Source organism: Pseudomonas rhizophila, assembly GCF_003033885.1.
GTDB classification, from domain to species: domain Bacteria; phylum Pseudomonadota; class Gammaproteobacteria; order Pseudomonadales; family Pseudomonadaceae; genus Aquipseudomonas; species Aquipseudomonas rhizophila.
In genome coordinates this window covers 2,528,178-2,545,608 of sequence record NZ_CP024081.1, presented here as the reverse complement: position 1 = coordinate 2,545,608, position 17,431 = coordinate 2,528,178, and the positions used below count along the sequence as shown (strand labels likewise).

General features: G+C 60.7%; 16 protein-coding genes and 1 pseudogene. 4 read left to right on the top strand and 13 right to left on the bottom strand.

Annotation, left to right across the window (positions count from 1 at the left end; genetic code table 11):
- Positions 1-19: 19 nt before the first annotated feature.
- The 5 genes and pseudogenes from CRX69_RS11950 to CRX69_RS11930 form a co-directional block, all read right to left on the bottom strand.
- Positions 20-928, bottom strand: coding sequence for an SDR family oxidoreductase (locus CRX69_RS11950; protein ID WP_107322066.1), 909 nt, complete (start codon positions 926-928; stop codon positions 20-22).
- 76 nt (positions 929-1,004) lie between these two features.
- A complete protein-coding gene (locus CRX69_RS11945; protein WP_047228005.1) occupies positions 1,005-1,508 on the bottom strand; it encodes a DUF4142 domain-containing protein in 504 nt (167 codons plus the stop codon).
- Positions 1,509-1,797: 289 nt separating this feature from the next.
- Complete coding sequence (locus tag CRX69_RS11940) at positions 1,798-3,147, bottom strand: sensor domain-containing protein (protein WP_047228038.1); 1,350 nt, start codon at positions 3,145-3,147, stop codon at positions 1,798-1,800.
- Between the two features lie 85 nt (positions 3,148-3,232).
- Positions 3,233-3,352: pseudogene (locus CRX69_RS11935) on the bottom strand (LysE family translocator); the annotation flags it as partial.
- 13 nt (positions 3,353-3,365) lie between these two features.
- Positions 3,366-3,782, bottom strand: a complete 417-nt coding sequence (locus tag CRX69_RS11930) for a VOC family protein (protein WP_076385997.1) — start codon at positions 3,780-3,782, stop codon at positions 3,366-3,368.
- A 267-nt stretch (positions 3,783-4,049) separates the two neighbouring features.
- On the opposite strand from CRX69_RS11930, the gene CRX69_RS11925 reads away from it, so the two are divergent.
- Complete coding sequence (locus CRX69_RS11925; RefSeq protein WP_107322065.1) at positions 4,050-5,285, top strand: aminotransferase class I/II-fold pyridoxal phosphate-dependent enzyme; 1,236 nt, start codon at positions 4,050-4,052, stop codon at positions 5,283-5,285.
- 12 nt (positions 5,286-5,297) lie between these two features.
- Positions 5,298-6,461, top strand: a complete 1,164-nt coding sequence (locus CRX69_RS11920) for an MFS transporter (RefSeq protein WP_107322064.1) — start codon at positions 5,298-5,300, stop codon at positions 6,459-6,461.
- On the opposite strand, the gene yiaY is transcribed toward CRX69_RS11920, so the two are convergent.
- Positions 6,458-7,606, bottom strand: coding sequence for an L-threonine dehydrogenase (gene yiaY / locus CRX69_RS11915; RefSeq protein ID WP_047228009.1), 1,149 nt, complete (start codon positions 7,604-7,606; stop codon positions 6,458-6,460). The genes CRX69_RS11920 and yiaY overlap by 4 nt on opposite strands.
- 140 nt (positions 7,607-7,746) lie before the next feature.
- Between yiaY and CRX69_RS11910 the strand changes: the two genes are divergently transcribed.
- A complete protein-coding gene (locus CRX69_RS11910) occupies positions 7,747-8,766 on the top strand; it encodes a DUF4917 family protein (RefSeq protein ID WP_047228010.1) in 1,020 nt (339 codons plus the stop codon).
- A gap of 96 nt (positions 8,767-8,862) precedes the next feature.
- Here CRX69_RS11910 and CRX69_RS11905 read toward each other — a convergent pair whose 3' ends face one another.
- The 6 genes from CRX69_RS11905 to CRX69_RS11880 form a co-directional block, all read right to left on the bottom strand.
- Entirely contained in the window at positions 8,863-9,207 is a 345-nt protein-coding gene (locus CRX69_RS11905) for a YegP family protein (RefSeq protein WP_047228011.1), read from the bottom strand.
- 68 nt (positions 9,208-9,275) lie between these two features.
- Entirely contained in the window at positions 9,276-9,857 is a 582-nt protein-coding gene (locus CRX69_RS11900) for a DJ-1/PfpI family protein (RefSeq protein ID WP_047228012.1), read from the bottom strand.
- Between the two features lie 229 nt (positions 9,858-10,086).
- The gene (locus CRX69_RS11895) at positions 10,087-11,304 is read right to left on the bottom strand and encodes a class I SAM-dependent methyltransferase (protein ID WP_047228013.1); all 1,218 of its coding nucleotides are present in this window, start codon (positions 11,302-11,304) and stop codon (positions 10,087-10,089) included.
- 150 nt (positions 11,305-11,454) lie between these two features.
- The gene (locus CRX69_RS11890) at positions 11,455-12,072 is read right to left on the bottom strand and encodes a TPM domain-containing protein (protein ID WP_047228014.1); all 618 of its coding nucleotides are present in this window, start codon (positions 12,070-12,072) and stop codon (positions 11,455-11,457) included.
- Between the two features lie 28 nt (positions 12,073-12,100).
- Positions 12,101-12,847: a TPM domain-containing protein gene (locus tag CRX69_RS11885; protein WP_107322063.1), complete on the bottom strand. Its 747-nt coding sequence runs from the start codon at positions 12,845-12,847 to the stop codon at positions 12,101-12,103.
- 136 nt (positions 12,848-12,983) lie between these two features.
- Positions 12,984-13,592: a LemA family protein gene (locus CRX69_RS11880; protein ID WP_047228016.1), complete on the bottom strand. Its 609-nt coding sequence runs from the start codon at positions 13,590-13,592 to the stop codon at positions 12,984-12,986.
- A gap of 262 nt (positions 13,593-13,854) precedes the next feature.
- Here CRX69_RS11880 and bglX point away from each other — a divergent pair, with 262 nt between their 5' ends.
- Positions 13,855-16,146, top strand: a complete 2,292-nt coding sequence (gene bglX / locus CRX69_RS11875; protein ID WP_107322062.1) for a beta-glucosidase BglX — start codon at positions 13,855-13,857, stop codon at positions 16,144-16,146.
- Between the two features lie 126 nt (positions 16,147-16,272).
- Here the strand turns inward: bglX and CRX69_RS11870 are convergent, their stop codons facing one another.
- Positions 16,273-17,430 carry a phospholipase D-like domain-containing protein gene (locus tag CRX69_RS11870; protein WP_107322061.1) on the bottom strand — a complete coding sequence of 386 codons (1,158 nt, stop codon included), beginning with the start codon at positions 17,428-17,430 and terminating at the stop codon, positions 16,273-16,275.
- Position 17,431 lies beyond the last annotated feature (1 nt).

Sequence of the window (17,431 nt, the reverse complement as noted above, 5' to 3'; positions counted from 1 at the left end):
CGCGCGGCCAAGCGTGAAGTCAGGGCAGCGGATTACCACCCGTCACGCCAAACACTTCCCCGGTGATGTAGCTCGACTCCTGTGACGCCAGCAGCACATAGAGCGGTGCACACTCGGCCGGTTGGCCTGGGCGCTTCATCGGAACTTGAGAACCAAAGGTGGGGATTTTCTCCTGGGGTTGTCCACCGCTGGGTTGCAGCACGGTCCAGATCGGCCCCGGTGCCACGGCATTGACCCGTATCCCCTTGCTGATCACCTGCCCCGCCAGCGCCTTAGTGAATGCGACGATGGCCGCTTTGGTGGTGGCGTAGTCCAGCAGGGTGGCAGACGGATCGTAGGATTGGATCGACGCGGTGTTGATAACCGTCGCCCCCGCCGGCATCAGCGGTAATGCGGCCTTGCAGATCCAGAACATCGCATAGATGTTGGTTTTCATGGTGTCATCGAATTGCGCGGTGGTGATATCGGCAATGTCTTTCTGTGCTTCCTGTTTACCCGCAACATTCACCAGGATATCCAGGCCACCCAGTTGCTCATGGGCGCTTTTCACCAGTTGGACGCAGAATTGCTCATCCTTCAGATCGCCCGGGATTGCAATCGCCTTGCGACCCTCGGCCTCGATCAGCTCGATGACTTGCCGTGCATCCCGCTCTTCGCTGGGCAGATAGTTGATCGCTACATCAGCGCCTTCCCGGGCGTAGGCAATGGCGGCGGCGCGACCGATGCCCGAGTCGCCACCGGTCACCAAGGCCTTACGCCCTTCGAGGCGCCCGAAACCCTGGTAACTTTTTTCACCGTGATCGGGCTTGGGCACCATGTCCTGATCGATACCCGGTGGCGACTGCGGCTGGTCGGGGAAAGGGGGACGGGGATATTGGGTCAAAGGGTTCTGCATCGCGTATTGGTTGGGTTCTCGGCGTGTGGACATCGAGCTTCTCCTTTTCGGCGGGCAAGGTGAGCCGGGACGCAAGCGCCCTGGCCCTGAATGTTAAACGTGCGGCGAATCAGCGACTGGCCTGGAGCGCCCGGGCCATTTCGAGGTGGGTCTGCAACTTAGGCAGGGTTTCGTCGGCGAACGCCTTGATTTCCGGCACTTCCGTGGTCTTGGCCTGTTCCTGGATCTGCGCAATGGCTTCCTCGGTAGCCTTGACCTGGCTGGCGGCATAGGCAGCCTCGAACGACTCGCCTTCCGGCACTTGCGGCATCAGCGTCTTGGCCTTGTCTGCCACTTCTTCCCGTGGCGCGACAGGCAGGTCGAGTTTCTTCGCAATCTTGGCCAGATGCTGGTTGGCGGTGGTGCGGTCGTTGATCACCATGATGGTGTAATCCTTGACTTCCCTGGACTCGGCCTTGCCGTGGGCCATGCGGCTGGCCTCGATGTCGGCCATGCCTTTGGCCGAAGCATCGTTGATAAACTCGGCAGGCGATTGTGCCCAGGCACTGTTAACCCCCAGGCCCATCAGCACGACGAGACTGGTGCTACGTAAAAAGGTGGCCATCCGGCTCATGGTCACGCCCTCCTCTAAAAAGTTGCGGCAGATTTCTCGCCGCTGAATCAGAACCACCTGTAACGATGTGGACAAACGTCTGTCCCGAATACGGCCGATACCGGCTTCAACGGGTGCCTCTCGACGACGATGAAGTGGGTGGTTCTCCCACATGTGCGACCCGATCCAGACGCCTTCGTTCGATCCAGGGCAATGTTTCCGGCGAGCGGGCCCCACCTGATATTCGAAAGGGTCGCGAACTGAAAGGTTTGAAAATTCGTTGCGTGCCACGACGAACGGTGGCCCGTAGTCAAATATCGAACGCCTTGTGATTCTGGCGTTTAGCGGCGTACATCGCCTCATCGGCGTGGCGGAACAGTGCGACATCTTCCAGGCCATGCTCGGGGAAACAGGCCACTCCGATGCTCGGCTCGATACTCAGGCAATGCCCGTCCAGGCGCAGCGGCTGGGTCAGTGCATGACGGATCTTTTCCTGCACATGGTGGGCATCTTCCAAGGCCTGGACACTATGGAGCAGGACAACGAACTCATCGCCGCCAATACGCGCCACCGTATCGGTGTCGCGCACACAGCCCTGAAGCCGGCTGGCCACCGCCTGCAACAACATGTCGCCCACCGCGTGGCCGTAGGTATCGTTGATCTGCTTGAAGCGATCCAGGTCGATATACAGCAGCGCCATGCGCCCAGACGCCGTCCGGGCGGTGGCCAGTGCGGCCTTGAAGCGTTCGCGCAGCAATTCGCGGTTTGGCACCTGGGTCAACTGATCGTACTGAGCCATGCGCTGCAACCGGGCGTGCAATTGCTGGCGCTCGATGGCGATGGTGAGCTGCGCACAGACGTATTGCAGCAACTCCTTGTCTTGCTCGGTGTAGCGCTGATTGTCTTGCGTGCTCTTGACGATCAACGCACCGATCGTGCCGTTTTGCGAGATCAGCGGTACACCCAGCCAGCAGGGAGCGTTCGGTTGCGCCACAAGGTCGCAGAACCCCGATGGCAACTGACTGCAACCGGGGGTCAGCAAGATCGGTTGGCCGCTGCGAATCACTTCGGCGCACAGGCGCTTGGTGACTGAGCCCGGCCCATCGGGCTGTCGTTCCAGGTCATCGACGTGATAGGCAAAGTTCAACTGCTCGCACTGCTCGTCATACAGCGCCACCGAAAAATTCAGCGCCGGCAGCCACTCGCCAATGATCAGGTGGATGCGCTTGAACAACGCCAGCAGGTCCGCAGCCGCATGGGCGGCCTCGGAGATCGCATACAACGCCGCCTGCCGAGACTCGGCCTGCTTGCGCTCGGTGATATCCCGGGCCACGGCGATCCGCAACTGGTCCGCCGGCGACCAGCGCGCCGACCACAGGATATGCACCACCCGACCGTCCTTGTGCAGGTAGCGGTTCTCGAAATTGAGCTTGGGTTCGCCGTCCATGATCTCCCGCGCCGCATCAAGAGTCCGCTGGCGGTCGGCAGGATGCACCAGGTCGATCATCGGCTGGCCGATCAACTCCTGCGGGGTGTAACCGAAAATGCGTTCACAAGCGGCGCTGACAAACACGAAACGCCCCTGGCCGTCGACGGCACACACGGCGTCCAGCAAAAGATCCATGTAACTGGCCAGCGGCGCACGATTGCGAGTGTCCATGGGGCTGGTGGTCTTCCGATAATGCATCGTTGAAAAAAGCCTTGCCTGCGCAGCCGGCACGTCAGCCCTGCGCCTTGCTGGCCAACAACCGATTCGCGCCAACAATACCCATGAGGATAGCGTAGGCCAACGGGCCGCCCAAAAAACTGATTGTTATCAGCAATGGCAATATCGACCCATGCAGCAGCTCGGCACGGCTGCACAGGCGAGGCGAAGAATCAGGGAGCCGTAAAAAACTCCATGGCGGCGTAAGGCGCCTGTCGACAGGCCTGCAGGCGGGACGTCAGATCTCCCACATGGATTTCGAGTTTGTGCCCGTCCGGGTCGAGAAAGTAAAACGAGTCCCCTTCGCTGCGGTTGTCGCGCCACGTCACCACCTGGGCCGCATTGAGCCGCGCCACCAGCACCGGGAAGTCCTCGGCACGGATACTGAATGCGTAATGGGTGTAGTCCGCCGCAGCCCCCTTTTTGCGCAACGGGTCAACAGACAGGCACAGCCATAGTCCGGGCAGCGACAAATAGGCCCCTTTGTCCCACCTGGCCTCAAGACGAAGCTGCAATAGCTCGCTATAAAAAACCACACTGGGGTCCAGCTCGGTGACGGCAAGTGTCAGATGATTGAAGCCTGAGAGCATCGACAAGCAACCTTTGGAAAAGAAACGGATGGGTCAAGTGCAGCAGGCTCAAGGGTGAAAGCATCGCTTTGCCCAGCTCCGACAGCGCAAATGGATTCCCCGCCCAGCCCCTTAGGCAAGATCCTACACAGAAGTCTCCGGTAACACTCAAACACGCCGGAAACGGCCGATTCAAAGCCCTGCATAACGATCTGTAAAGTCTGGAAACACACAGATATCGAAACCACCCACGGACAGCACCACTCAACCAAGGAATGTAAGCGCACCATGAACCAGACTGCACAGCCAACCCATCGCTACACCAACTACCGTAAGGTCATTTCCCTGGCGGACCAGGACTGGCAGAGCGCCGAAGTCGGAAAAATCTCAGGGCTGAATGTCGAGGTCAAGACACCCAATGTCCTGGTCGACCAGTACGGCCGAACCTTTCACCACTTCTGTACCACGTCCTATCTGGGCCTGGATCACCATCCGGCGTTGCTGGACGGGGCCATGACGGCCCTGTGGGAAACCGGGACCTTGCGCGTCGCCAACTCGAAAAACCGCTGCAAACTGGCGATCCTGGACCGATACGAAACCCAATTGTCGGAGTTGTTTGGCGCCAGTTGTCTCAGCGCCCTGTCATGCAGCGCAGCGAGCGCCGGGATCCTGCCGTTGCTGGCCAGCGGCGTGCTCACCGACAATCGGCCGCCGGTCATGGTGTTTGACAAACATGCCCATTACTCGATGAACCACGTCAAGGCTGCCTGCGCCGATGAAACCCAAGTCATCACCGGGCCCCACAACGACATGGACTTTCTCGAGGACGTGTGCAAACGACAGCGCAACGTGGCGTATGTGGCCGATGGGGCCTACAGCATGGGCGGGGTGACGGATATGGACAGCCTGTTGTACCTCAAACAGCGCTATGGCCTGTTTCTCTATCTGGATGACTCCCACGCGCTGTCCGCCGTAGGGCAATGCGGAGCGGGCCTGGTCCGGTCACGCTTGCACGCCGTGGACGAGCGCACGCTGATTGTCGCCTCGCTGGCCAAATCATTCGGGGCCAGTGGCGGCCTGGCGATGTTTGGCAGTGAACGGCAAAAAACACTGGTGCAGCGCTACGGCGGGCCGAGCAATTGGTCCCAGAGCCTGAACGCGGCGGCCATTGGCGCCGGCATTGCCTCGATCCGCCTGCACCGCAGTCGAGAATTCAGCGCCTTGCAGGAGCGTTTGCAGGCTAATATCCGCCTCTTCGACAGCCTCATCCGCACCGAACAACTCGGCAATGCCATGGCGATCCGCCTGGTGACATGCGGTGAAGCAGCCCTGGCCAACAGCCTGGCGGTCGAATTGGCCGACCTGGGGTATTTCACTTCAGCGGTCTTTTTCCCCGTAGTGCCGCAAAACAAGGCCGCAATCCGCATCACCCTGCGCGCCGACATGGAGACGAACGTGATTCGCTCGTTCTGCGAACGGATCACCAATCTGCTGCTGGCACACGGGCGTGACATCCGTCCTTGAACGAGCGCCTTGATGAAGAACCGTAAGACCCTGATCATCACCTGCACCACTGTCTTCCTGGCACAACTGGGCATGAGCATCTACTTGCCGGCCCTGCCCGACATTGCCCGGGATCTGGGGGCCGATGCGTCCCGGGTTTCCTGGGGCTTGTCGGTTTACCTGATCGGCATGGCGCTGCCAATGTTGCTGTGGGGCAGCGTGAGCCAGCGTCTGGGACGCAAACCGGTGTTGCTGGCGGCATTGGGGTTGTACGGCCTGAGCAACCTGGCCTTACCGCTGGGTACGACAGTCGAGGCGTTCCTGACGCTCAGGTTGATTCAGGGCATCGGCGCCAGCGGTATCTCGGTGATGGCCAGGGTATTGATCCGTGACAGTTTCAACGGCGATCTGCTGGCCAAGGCCCTGTCATGGATCTCGATAGCCTTCGTGATTGCCCTTGGCATTGGCCAGTATCTGGGCTCCTTGATCCAGGTTGCCTTCGGCTGGGAAGCGATCTTCTACGGCTTGGGTGCGGTCAGCCTGGCGATGGCGGTGGCAGTGTCCCGGGTCGGTTTCCCAGTGCTGACAGAAAGCAGCCACGGGCAATCAGCGTGGCGCGTCTACGGCAGAATTCTCCGATACCGAGGTTTTTTACTGCCGGCATTGGCTGGTGGCCTGGGTTACGGCGTGATCGTCGCGTTCAACACCGCCGCGCCACTGATCCTGCAGGAAAGCTTTCATTGGTCAGCGATTGAGTACGGCCTGCTGGGCTGGCCGATCAGTGCGGCGTACCTGTTCGGCGCGCTGGCGGTAAACGGCTTTGTGCTGCGCACCGGTCAGCGACGGCTGATGAGCTGGGGCATTGCGCTGGTGCTGGGTGGCAGCGCAACCATGCTGCTGGGGAGCGTCGCGCTGAGCAGTGTTGCGCTGCTGTTCTGGTTGCCGTACTGCTTCGCGGTGTTCGGCCAATCGTTGAATTACCCCATCAGCCTGTCCCTGGCCAATGAGGGTTCACCGGTGGCCGGTGCTTATGCCATGGCGTTGAGCGGTTTCCTGCATCAACTGATGGCATCGGCGATCGGCGCCATGGCCAGCCTGTTGTTGAGTCAACAGGCCTGGCCGCTGGCGGCATTGTGCACGCTGCTGGCGGTGGCAGCGATGCTGTGCGTGCGGTTCATGCCGCCACGGGTCGCTTAAAAGGCGCTGCGGAAAATCTCCTCGATCTGCCGTTGATCCCCCGCCCGTGGGTTGGTCAGACCACAAGCATCTTTCAATGCGTTGGTGGCCAGTACCGGCACGTCGTTGAGGCGTACGCCCAACTCACGCAGGCCGGCCGGAATGTCCACGTCCCGGGCCAGGCTGCGGATCGCCTCAATGGCCACCCGCGCGCCCTCCTCCGGGCTGAGTCCGCGCGTATCGGCGCCCATGGCATGGGCCACGTCGGTCAGCCGAGCGGCACATACCGAGGCGTTGAAACTCTGCACATGGGGCAACAGCACGGCATTACACACGCCGTGGGGCAAGTCATAAAAACCGCCCAGTTGATGGGCCATCGCATGCACAAAACCCAGCGAGGCATTATTGAATGCCATCCCCGCGAGAAACTGCGCGTAGGCCATGTTCTCCCGCGCCGTCAGATCGTTGCCGTCGCGCACGGCCTGACGCAGATTGTTGCTGATCAACGTGACTGCTTTCAGCGCGCAGGCATCGGTGATCGGATTGGCGGCAGTGGATACGTAAGCTTCGATCGCATGGGTCAACGCATCCATGCCGGTGGCAGCCGTCAGCCCCTTGGGCATCGCCACCATCAACGCCGGATCGTTGACCGACATGAGCGGCGTCACGTTGCGGTCGACAATCGCCATTTTCACGTGGCGCGTCTCGTCGGTGATGATGCAAAAACGGGTCATCTCGCTGGCAGTACCTGCCGTGGTGTTGATGGCGATCAGCGGCAACTGCGGTTTACTCGAGCGGTCAACGCCCTCGTAGTCACGAATTTCCCCGCCGTTGGTGGCACACAAGGCGATGCCCTTGGCGCAATCGTGGGGCGAGCCACCACCCAGCGACACCACGAAATCGCATTGGCTCTCCTTCAGCAACCCCAGCCCACGCTCGACATTGGCGATGCTGGGATTGGGTTTGGCACCGTCGAAAATCACCGAGTCGATGTCCTGTTGCGCCAGCAGGTCGGCCACCTTGCTGGCGACGCCGGCCTTGGCCAACCCTGTGTCAGTGACGATCAGGGCCTTGCGAAAGCCGTAGTTACGGATGGCGGTCATGGCCTCGTCGAGGCAACCCAGCCCCATGACGTTCACGGCGGGAATGAAAAAGGTGCTGCTCATGGGAGATGCTCCTGGAAGAGGCCGGGATTGGCAGGGCTACCAGAATGACCGACTGGTCACAGCGCATCTTGATCTGGCTCAAGACTGGGTCGTGATAAAGTCGCGCCCTGCCTTAACCACGTTTTGAGATAACTTTCGCAATGACCGACTTCCAGCAATACGACGCCCAGCTCGAAGACTGGGATGCCTTGCGCGCCAGCACCGCTTTCAGCGGCTTGCTGCTGGGTAACGGCGCCAGCCGCGCCGTTTGGGACGATTTCGGCTACGACTCGCTGTTCGAAAACGCTCGCACAGTCGAAGAAAAACCCTTGAGCCCGTCGGAAATGAGTGTGTTCGACGCGATGCAGACACGCAGTTTCGAACAGGTACTCGGTGCGCTGAAAACCACCAGCCGGGTCAACAAGGCCCTGGCCGTCAGTTCCGCTGCACCGCGCAATCGCTACTACGCAATAAAGGAAGCACTGATCAACACCGTGCACGCGGTGCATATCCCGTGGCGACTGGTCGAACCCTCGACCCTGGCGACGCTTAATCAGGAGCTGGGCCGCTATCGCACGGTGTTCACCACCAACTACGATCTGCTCAACTACTGGGCGATCCAGCATGCGCCCGAGACTGTCACCGACCTGTTCCTGGGCAACGATCACAGCTTTGATCTGAGCCAGGCAGACACGGACAAACCACGTCTGCTGTACCTGCACGGTGGCCTGCACCTGGTACGCAACCAGGACGGCACGGCACGCAAGCTGACCGCCACCGAAGGCACGCTGTTGGGCAGTTTCGCCATCAACAATACGATCAAGACCCTTGACGACGTGCCGCTGTTCGTCAATGAAGGCCCGAGCCAGGACAAGCTCAAGACCATTCGCAGCTCTGATTACCTATCGTTCTGCTACGACCAGTTGCTGCACCACGGCGACAACCTGTGCCTGTTCGGCCATGCCTTGGGCGAACAGGACAGTCACATCGTCCATGCCCTGCGCCAGGCCGCGCCGAAAACCGTGGCAATCTCGATCTACCCCCGCAGTCAGGCGTTCATTCAGCACCAGAAGCGCCATTACGCCAAGGTGTTCCAGGGGTTGGCGGTTGAACTGCGGTTCTTCGATGCCAAGACGCATCCGCTGGGCAACCCGAAACTGTCGGTGCCGGTGGAGGTTTAGAGCCAGGGCAGGCATGGCCCCGTAGCTTGTGGGGAAGGGATTTATCGGTGGGAGCAAAGCTTGCTCCCACATTGGCCCTCGGCTTTTGGCGTCCTGTCAAAGCGCCGCCAGCGTCTTGTCCTTGATCACCGTCGTCGGTCCGTTGGCCATGACGCTGGCAATGCCCTTGTCCCGGGCGGCGTCAGAGGAATAGCTTTCGCTGCTGCCGATCACTTCGTGATTGCCAGCCTTGAGGTTGAAGTAAGGATGGCCGTCCTTGGTGCTCTTGAGTTCATAACGTTCAGCCAGTGGGCTGTTCTTCTGCACCGAAGCGATGCCACCGTCGGCACCGCTGCGGGTCGTGTACAGCTCGCTGGTCAAAATCGTTTCGGCGTTCGCCGCCTTGAGCACAAACTTAAACTGGCCGTTGCTGCTTTTGCTGACTTCGTACCATCCGGACATGTTCTTTCTCCTGGGCGGTTGAGGCATCCCCAAGAGTAAAGACCCGCTGCGCTTGTTCTGCCAGTGCCTTACAAGGTGATGGCCGTGCCCAGCAACGTCAGGAACCCCGCCAGCCAGTTCGGATGTGCCGGCCAGGCGGGCGCGGTCGCCAGATTGCCTTGAACGTGGCCTTCGGTGACCGCGCACTCGATAAAGGTCCCTCCCGCCAGACGCACCTCCGGGGCACAGGCGGGATAGGCGCTGCATTCGCGCCCTTCCAGGATACCCGCCGCTGCCAGCAATTGCGCACCGTGGCATACCGCTGCAATCGGCTTGCCCGCCTGGTCAAATTCACGCACCAGTTGCAGGACTTTCTCATTCAGGCGCAGATATTCCGGCGCACGTCCGCCCGGCACCAGCAACGCATCGTAATCAGCGGCCTCGACACCGACGAAATCATGATTCAGCGCGAACAGATGCCCCGGTTTTTCGCTGTAGGTCTGGTCGCCCTCGAAGTCGTGGATCGCCGTGCGCACGGTCTGCCCGGCGCTTTTGTCCGGGCACACGGCATGAACGGTGTGGCCGATCATCTGCAAGGCCTGGAATGGCACCATGACTTCATAGTCTTCGACGTAATCGCCGACCAGCATGAGGATTTTCTTTGCGGCCATGGGGTGGACTCCTTGAAAAATGCGTAGGGGGTGAACGCATTAAAGGTAGACCGGTACGTCGGTAGATGAGGGATAAGCGGCGATTACCTGACGGGCTGCACATCGCTGGATGCTGAATGCAACGTGTGGGAGCGAGCCTGCTCGCGATTCAGGCGACGCGGTTTTTCAGGTGCGCCGCGTCATCGTTCAATCGCGAGCAGGCTCGCTCCCACAGGGTAATGTCAGTCACTCAGGCGAGGTAACCGTCAGCCCGCAGCAGGGTTTCGAGGCAGTGCTCGGTGATGTGGTAGAACGCCTTGAGTTCCTGGATCTTCGCCAGCAGCTCTGCCGGGTCCACCGGTTCGGCGCGTTTGACCGCCAGGATCATCTTGTTCTTGTTGGTGTGGTCCAGGGAAATGAACTCGAACACCTTGGTTTCGTAACCGCACGCCTCCAGAAACAGCGCCCGCAGACTGTCAGTGACCATTTCTGCCTGCTGGCCCAGGTGCAGCCCATATTGCAGCATCGGCTTGAGCAACGCCGGACTCTGGATTTGCAAGCGGATCTGCTTGTGGCAGCACGGCGAGCACATGATGATCGAAGCGCCCGAGCGAATGCCCATGTGGATCGCGTAATCGGTGGCGATATCACAGGCATGCAAGGCAATCATCACATCCACCGCGGCCGGCGCCACGCTGCGCACATCGCCGTGCTGGAAGCTCAGGCCCGGGTGCTCCAGCCGCGCGGCAGCTTCGTTGCACAGCTTGACCATGTCCTCTCGCAGTTCGACGCCGGTCACGATCCCTTCAGCCTGCAAGGTGTTGCGCAGGTAGTCATGGATGGCGAACGTCAGATAACCCTTGCCCGAGCCAAAGTCCGACACCCGCACCGGCTGATCCAGGGCCAGCGGCGAAGATGTCAGCGCATGGCTGAAGACTTCGATGAACTTGTTGATCTGCTTCCACTTGCGCGACATCGCCGGGATCAGCTCGTGCTTATGGTTGGTCACGCCCAAATCCGCCAGGAACGGGCGGTTCAGGTCGAGGAAGCGGTTTTTCTCGCGATTGTGCTCGGCCGATGGCACTTCTCGCAGCTGCTGGGGCTTGCTCTTGAATAGCGAGCTTTTGCCCTTTTTGCTGTATTCCAGCTGCGCTTCGTCGGTGACAGCCAGCAGATGCGCGTTCTTGAACGACATCGGCAATAACACAGCGATGGTCGCCACGCCTTCGGCCAGCGGGAAATTCTTGGTGATGTCGCGGGTTTTGTAGCGGTAAACGAAGGACAGGCATGGCTGATCCTTGACCGTCAACTGCTTGATGATCAGCCGTTGCAGGTCCGCTTCGTCACCGACGTACTTGGCCAGCACCAGTTTGATGAAGGCGTTCTGCTCAAGGCTGCTTTGCAGCAGCTCGATGAACTGGGCGTGGTGATCCGGCGCAGGACGGGCGGGGGTAGCGGTGACAGACATGGAAAAAGCGGCCTCGGGGCGGGCGGATCGGGAATGGCGGTTATTTTAGGGGGGATGGGCAGTGAGGGCACGGAAAAGTTCGTGTGGCGAGCAGTAGCCTCTGTGGAAGCAAGGCTTTGCTCCCACAGGCTTGTGCTGGCAGAAATTTTTTCAGCCCAGCACCACCAACCGATTCGGCAGCTCATTGCGCGCGTGAGTCACGGGTACATGCTCCTTGAGCAATTCGCCGCAGGCCTCGATGCAGGTGACGAAGCCCTGCAACGTCTGTCCTTGGCGGACCTGCTGGGTGAAGGTGGCGACAATGGCCTCCCAGCGCGTGTTGTCGAGACGCTTGGAAATGCCTTCGTCCACCAGGATTTCCACATACCGCTCGGCCTCGCAAACGAAAATCAACATTCCTGTGCCGCCGACGGTGTGGTGCAGGTTCTGCTCGAGAAACTGCCGGCGCGCCAGATTGGAGGCGCGCCAGTGGCGCACGGAACGGGGGATCAGGTGAGTGGTGATTGCAGGAATGCGAAACACCAGGCACAGCACGATAAACAGGACCCACTGCACCAGCAGCAGACTGTGCATGTTCAGCCAGCCCGTGAGGTAATGCACCATGCCGGGCACCACCAAGGCCAGCAGGCTGGCCCACAGCAGCGGGATGTAGGCGTAGTCGTCGGCGCGGGCAGCAAGCACGGTGACCAGCTCGGCGTCGGTATCGCGCTCCACCCGGGCAATGGCCTCGGCGACCTTGCGTTGTTCGTGTTCAGTCAGTAATGCCATGGTTAAAAGTGCCTGCTCATTATTATTGTCACCAGCCGCCCGACGAACCGCCGCCCCCGAAACTGCCCCCACCACCACTGAAGCCGCCGCCACCGCCGCCGCCAAAACCGCCGCCACCGCCATAGCCGCCCCCGGAACCACCGCGTCCGGCCGGCAGGATACCGAGCATCTGGCACACGAACACCGTTACGATGAACAGCAGCACCAACAACACGAACAGCCCCGGATGGCGCCCGACGAAATCGCCCTCCTCCTGGCCGTCGGCACCGTACACCGCAGCCGGCTCATCCAGCGCATTGCCGCCCAGCACCATCAGCATCGCCGCTACGCCGTCGCTTATACCTTTGTTGAAATTGCCGGCCTTGAACGCCGGAGTGATCACCTGGTTGATAATCACCGAACTCTGGGCGTCAGTCAGGCGGTCTTCCAGGCCATAGCCCACTTCGATCCGCAGTTTACGATCATCCCGGGCCACGATCAGTAGCGCGCCGTTGTTTTTATCCTTCTGCCCAATGCCCCAGTGACGCCCCAGTTGATAACCGAAGTCTTCGATGCTGCTGCCTTGCAGGTCCGCCAGCGTGACCACGACCACCTGTTCACCGGTGGCCTGTTCATGGGCCTTGAGCTGTGCATCCAGTTGCGTGCGCACCGAGGGTTCCAGCATCTGGGCAGTGTCCACCACCCGCCCGGTCAGTGCCGGAAAACTCAACTCGGCCTGGGCCGTGATGGCAAAGACCCAGAGCAACAGCACCAGGCCAAATTTCAACACTCGCATTGTAACTCCTGTGTGGGAGCGAGCTGGTGTGGGAGCTGAGCTTGCTCGCGATGAAGGCACCTCGGTCTTTCTAATGACCGCGTTATCGTTCATCGCGAGCAAGCTTTGCTCCCACAGGCTCGCGCCCACAGTTTTTTCAGAATTTCACTTCAGGGGCTTTTTCGGCGTTGGGGCTGGTGGCTTCGAAGGTTTCGCGGATCGGCAGATCGCTGTACAGCACGCTGTGCCACAAGCGACCGGGGAAGGTGCGGATTTCGGTGTTGTATTTCTGCACCGCCAGGATGAAGTCGCGACGAGCCACGGCGATGCGGTTCTCGGTGCCTTCGAGTTGTGATTGCAAGGCCAGGAAGTTCTGGTTGGCCTTGAGGTCCGGATAACGCTCGACCACCACCATCAGCCGGCTCAACGCACCACTCAACTGGTCCTGGGCCTGTTGGAACTGCTTGAGTTTTTCCGGGTTGTCCAGGGTACCGGCATCGACCTGGATGGACGTGGCCTTGGCCCGCGCCTCGACCACCGCCGTCAGCGTTTCCTGTTCGTGCTGCGCATAGCCCTTGACGGTTTCCACCAGGTTGGGGATCAGGTCGGCTCGGCGCTGGTACTGGTTCTGCACCTGTCCCCAGGCGGCCTTGGCCTGTTCGTCCAGGGTTGGAATATTGTTGATGCCGCAACCGGCCAGCAGCGTGGTGAACAGCATCAGCGCCAGTATTGGCAGGTGGCGAAGGTGATCGAGTCGTAGATTCATCGGTTGAAACTCCCCTATACAGTCCATTGAAGAAAACACAGCCACCTATCTCACCAGCGTCTGGGGCATAATCTGCCGCCGCCACGGGATTGAATCGGGTCGATGGGCTAAAAGATGCCCGGTGCGAAACTAAGTTCATCCGCGTGCGTTCGAAAACAGTGCTGCTCTTATTCAGACAATACTCGAACAACAATAGCCGCTCCTCACATTTTGCTGACCGGCGAGTCCTGATTACCGCCCTTAGGCTTGCGAGAAACCATTCATGAAGAAGCTGTGTTTGCTGGGCCTGTTCGTCACACTGGCCAGTCAATCCGTATTAGCCGACAACCTGCCAACCCCGATAGAGAACAAGAATGCCTTCATCAGCAACCTGATGAAGCAGATGACCCTCGAGGAAAAGATCGGCCAGTTGCGCCTGATCAGCATCGGCCCCGAGATGCCTCGGGAGATGATTCGCAAGGAAATCGCCGCTGGCAACATCGGAGGAACGTTCAACTCCATCACCCGGGCTGAAAACCGCCCGATGCAGGACGCGGCCATGCGCAGCCGGCTGAAGATCCCGATGTTCTTCGCCTATGACGTGATCCACGGCCATCGCACGATTTTCCCGATCCCCCTGGCCCTGGCCTCCAGCTGGGACATGGACGCCATCTACCGCTCCGGCCGCGTCGCTGCCCAGGAAGCGGCGGCCGACAGCCTGGACATCACCTTCGCGCCGATGGTGGATATTTCCCGCGACCCCCGCTGGGGCCGGACCTCCGAGGGCTTTGGTGAGGACACCTACCTGGTGTCGCGCATCGCCGGGGTGATGGTCAAAGCGTTCCAGGGCAGTGGCGCCAACGCGGCCGACAGCATCATGGCCAGCGTCAAGCACTTCGCCCTGTACGGCGCGGTGGAAGGTGGCCGGGACTACAACATCGTGGACATGAGCCCGGTGAAAATGTACCAGGACTACCTGCCACCCTACCGCGCCGCCATCGATGCGGGTGCCGGCGGGGTGATGGTCGCGCTGAACTCCATCAACGGCGTGCCCGCCACCGCCAACACCTGGCTGATGCACGATCTGTTACGCAAGGAATGGGGGTTCAAGGGCCTGGCGGTGAGTGACCACGGCGCCATCTTCGAACTGATCAAGCATGGCGTGGCCCGGGACGGTCGCGAAGCGGCGAAGCTGGCGATCAAGGCCGGCATCGACATGAGCATGAACGACTCGCTGTACGGCAAGGAGCTGCCTGGACTGCTCAAGGCCGGTGAAATCGAGCAGAGCGACATCGACAATGCGGTGCGCGAAGTCCTCGCCGCCAAATACGACATGGGCCTGTTCAAGGATCCGTACCTGCGCATCGGCAAGGCCGAGGACGACCCGGCCGACACCTACGCTGAAAGCCGCCTGCACCGCGACGATGCCCGTGACGTGGCCCGCCGCAGCCTGGTCCTGCTGGAAAACCGCAACCAGACCCTGCCCCTGAACAAAAGCGCAAAAATCGCCCTGGTCGGACCGCTCGCCAAGGCGCCGATCGACATGATGGGCAGTTGGGCCGCTGCCGGGCGCCCTGCGCAATCGGTGACCTTGTTCGACGGCATGACCCGCGCACTGGACGCAGAATCGAAACTGATCTACGCCCGTGGCGCCAACATCACCGGCGACAAGAAGGTGCTCGACTACCTGAACTTCCTCAACTTCGACGCCCCGGAAGTGGTGGATGACCCGCGCCCTGCCCAAGTGCTGATCGACGAAGCCGTGAAGGCCGCCAAGCAAGCCGATGTGGTGGTGGCCGCCGTGGGTGAGTCGCGCGGCATGTCCCACGAATCCTCGAGCCGGACGGAACTGAGCATCCCCGCCAGCCAGCGCGAGCTGATCAAGGCCCTGAAGGCTACCGGCAAACCACTGGTGCTGGTGCTGATGAACGGCCGCCCGCTGGCGCTGGTGGATGAAAAGCAACAGGCCGATGCGATCCTGGAAACCTGGTTCAGCGGCACCGAAGGCGGCAACGCCATCGCCGACGTGCTATTCGGCGATTACAACCCGTCGGGCAAACTGCCGATCTCCTTCCCGCGCTCGGTAGGACAGATTCCCACCTACTACAACCATCTGAGCATTGGTCGACCGTTTACGCCGGGCAAGCCGGGCAACTACACCTCGCAATACTTCGATGACACCACAGGCCCGCTCTACCCGTTCGGCTACGGCCTGAGCTACACCGAATTCAGCCTGACGGACATGGCCCTGTCGTCCACCACGCTGAACAAGACCGGCAAGCTCGATGCCAGCGTGACCCTGGAAAACACCGGCGAGCGTGACGGCGAAACCGTGGTGCAGCTCTATATCCAGGATGTGACCGGCTCGATCATCCGCCCGGTGAAGGAGCTGAAGAACTTCCGCAAGGTGATGCTCAAGGCCGGCGAGAAGAAAGTCATTCACTTCACCATCACTGAAGACGACTTGAAGTTCTACAACGCCCAGCTCAAATACGCCGCTGAACCGGGCAAGTTCAACGTCCAGATCGGCCTGGATTCCCAGGATGTGAAGCAACAGAGTTTCGAGTTGCTCTGATTCATCAACAGCGCAAATAACCGTGGGAGCGCGCCTGCTCGCGATGAAGGCCTACCAGTCACCGCATCATTGACTGTCAGGCCACCATCGCGAGCAGGCTCGCTCCCACATTGTTTTTGCTGAACCTTAACCCCGCCGCCCCAGCACATTCACCACCAACCGATCCACCAACCCCCACACCCGTTGCTTGACCCGTTTCCACAGCGGCCGGCGCTTCCAGGCATCGAGACTGACCTCCAGGCTCTGGGCGAAGTCACGCTCGAAACTCGCCGCCACTGCCGTGCTGAGTGCGGAGTCGAGGGCTTCGAGGTTGGCTTCCAGATTGAAGCGCAGGTTCCAGTGATCGAAATTACAGGAGCCGATGCTGACCCAGTCGTCCACCAGCACCATCTTCAGGTGCAGGAAACACGGCTGGTATTCGAAGATTTTCACCCCAGCCTTGAGCAGACGCGGGTAATAACGGTGCCCGGCGTAGCGCACGGACGGGTGATCGGTGCGCGGGCCGGTGAGCAGCAGGCGCACATCGATGCCCCGGGCGGCAGCCTTGCGCAAGGAGCGACGCACGTTCCAGGTCGGCAAAAAGTATGGGGTCGCCATCCAGATCCGCTTCTGGCCGCTGTTCAGGGCCCGGGACAACGATTGCAGGATGTCGCGATTCTGGCGGGCATCGGCATAAGCCACCCGCCCCATGCCCTCACCCATCGGCGGAACCCGGGGCAAGCGCGGCAAGCCGAAGTTGGAAGCCGGTTTCCAGGCACGGCGATGGCGGTTGGCGAGCCATTGGCGGTCAAACAGCAACTGCCAGTCGAGCACCAAGGGGCCGACGATTTCCACCATGACCTCGTGCCACTCGCAGCGGTCATCCAGCGGGCTCCAGAACTCATCGGTGACCCCGGTGCCGCCAACCACCGCCAGGCGCTGGTCCACCAACAGCAGCTTGCGGTGGTCCCGATATAAATTCCGTACCCAGCGGCGCCAACTCAGGCGATTGTAAAAACGCAGCTCCACGCCCGCCTCGATCAGGCGGTGGCGCAGGTCCTGGGTAAACGCCAGGCTGCCGTAGTCATCGAACAGGCAACGCACGCGAACACCGCGCTCGGCAGCCTGGACGAGTGCCTGGACCATCGCCTCGGCGCAAGTTCCCGCCTCCACCAGGTACAGCTCCAGCTCGACCTGTTCCTGGGCGCGGGCAATTTCCACCAGCATGCGCGGGAAAAACTGCGGGCCATCGATCAACAGCTCGAAGCGATTGCCCTCGCGCCACGGAAATACCGGGCCGCTCATG

What these genes read in the sequence shown, in the direction of transcription:
- CRX69_RS11950 (WP_107322066.1), bottom strand. Translation starts at nt 928, where the DNA reads ATGTCCACACGCCGAGAACCCAACCAATACGCGATGCAGAACCCTTTG.
- CRX69_RS11945 (WP_047228005.1), bottom strand. Translation starts at nt 1,508, where the DNA reads ATGAGCCGGATGGCCACCTTTTTACGTAGCACCAGTCTCGTCGTGCTG.
- CRX69_RS11940 (WP_047228038.1), bottom strand. Translation starts at nt 3,147, where the DNA reads ATGGACACTCGCAATCGTGCGCCGCTGGCCAGTTACATGGATCTTTTG.
- CRX69_RS11930 (WP_076385997.1), bottom strand. Translation starts at nt 3,782, where the DNA reads ATGCTCTCAGGCTTCAATCATCTGACACTTGCCGTCACCGAGCTGGAC.
- CRX69_RS11925 (WP_107322065.1), top strand. Translation starts at nt 4,050, where the DNA reads ATGAACCAGACTGCACAGCCAACCCATCGCTACACCAACTACCGTAAG.
- CRX69_RS11920 (WP_107322064.1), top strand. Translation starts at nt 5,298, where the DNA reads ATGAAGAACCGTAAGACCCTGATCATCACCTGCACCACTGTCTTCCTG.
- yiaY (WP_047228009.1), bottom strand. Translation starts at nt 7,606, where the DNA reads ATGAGCAGCACCTTTTTCATTCCCGCCGTGAACGTCATGGGGCTGGGT.
- CRX69_RS11910 (WP_047228010.1), top strand. Translation starts at nt 7,747, where the DNA reads ATGACCGACTTCCAGCAATACGACGCCCAGCTCGAAGACTGGGATGCC.
- CRX69_RS11905 (WP_047228011.1), bottom strand. Translation starts at nt 9,207, where the DNA reads ATGTCCGGATGGTACGAAGTCAGCAAAAGCAGCAACGGCCAGTTTAAG.
- CRX69_RS11900 (WP_047228012.1), bottom strand. Translation starts at nt 9,857, where the DNA reads ATGGCCGCAAAGAAAATCCTCATGCTGGTCGGCGATTACGTCGAAGAC.
- CRX69_RS11895 (WP_047228013.1), bottom strand. Translation starts at nt 11,304, where the DNA reads ATGTCTGTCACCGCTACCCCCGCCCGTCCTGCGCCGGATCACCACGCC.
- CRX69_RS11890 (WP_047228014.1), bottom strand. Translation starts at nt 12,072, where the DNA reads ATGGCATTACTGACTGAACACGAACAACGCAAGGTCGCCGAGGCCATT.
- CRX69_RS11885 (WP_107322063.1), bottom strand. Translation starts at nt 12,847, where the DNA reads ATGCGAGTGTTGAAATTTGGCCTGGTGCTGTTGCTCTGGGTCTTTGCC.
- CRX69_RS11880 (WP_047228016.1), bottom strand. Translation starts at nt 13,592, where the DNA reads ATGAATCTACGACTCGATCACCTTCGCCACCTGCCAATACTGGCGCTG.
- bglX (WP_107322062.1), top strand. Translation starts at nt 13,855, where the DNA reads ATGAAGAAGCTGTGTTTGCTGGGCCTGTTCGTCACACTGGCCAGTCAA.
- CRX69_RS11870 (WP_107322061.1), bottom strand. Translation starts at nt 17,430, where the DNA reads ATGAGCGGCCCGGTATTTCCGTGGCGCGAGGGCAATCGCTTCGAGCTG.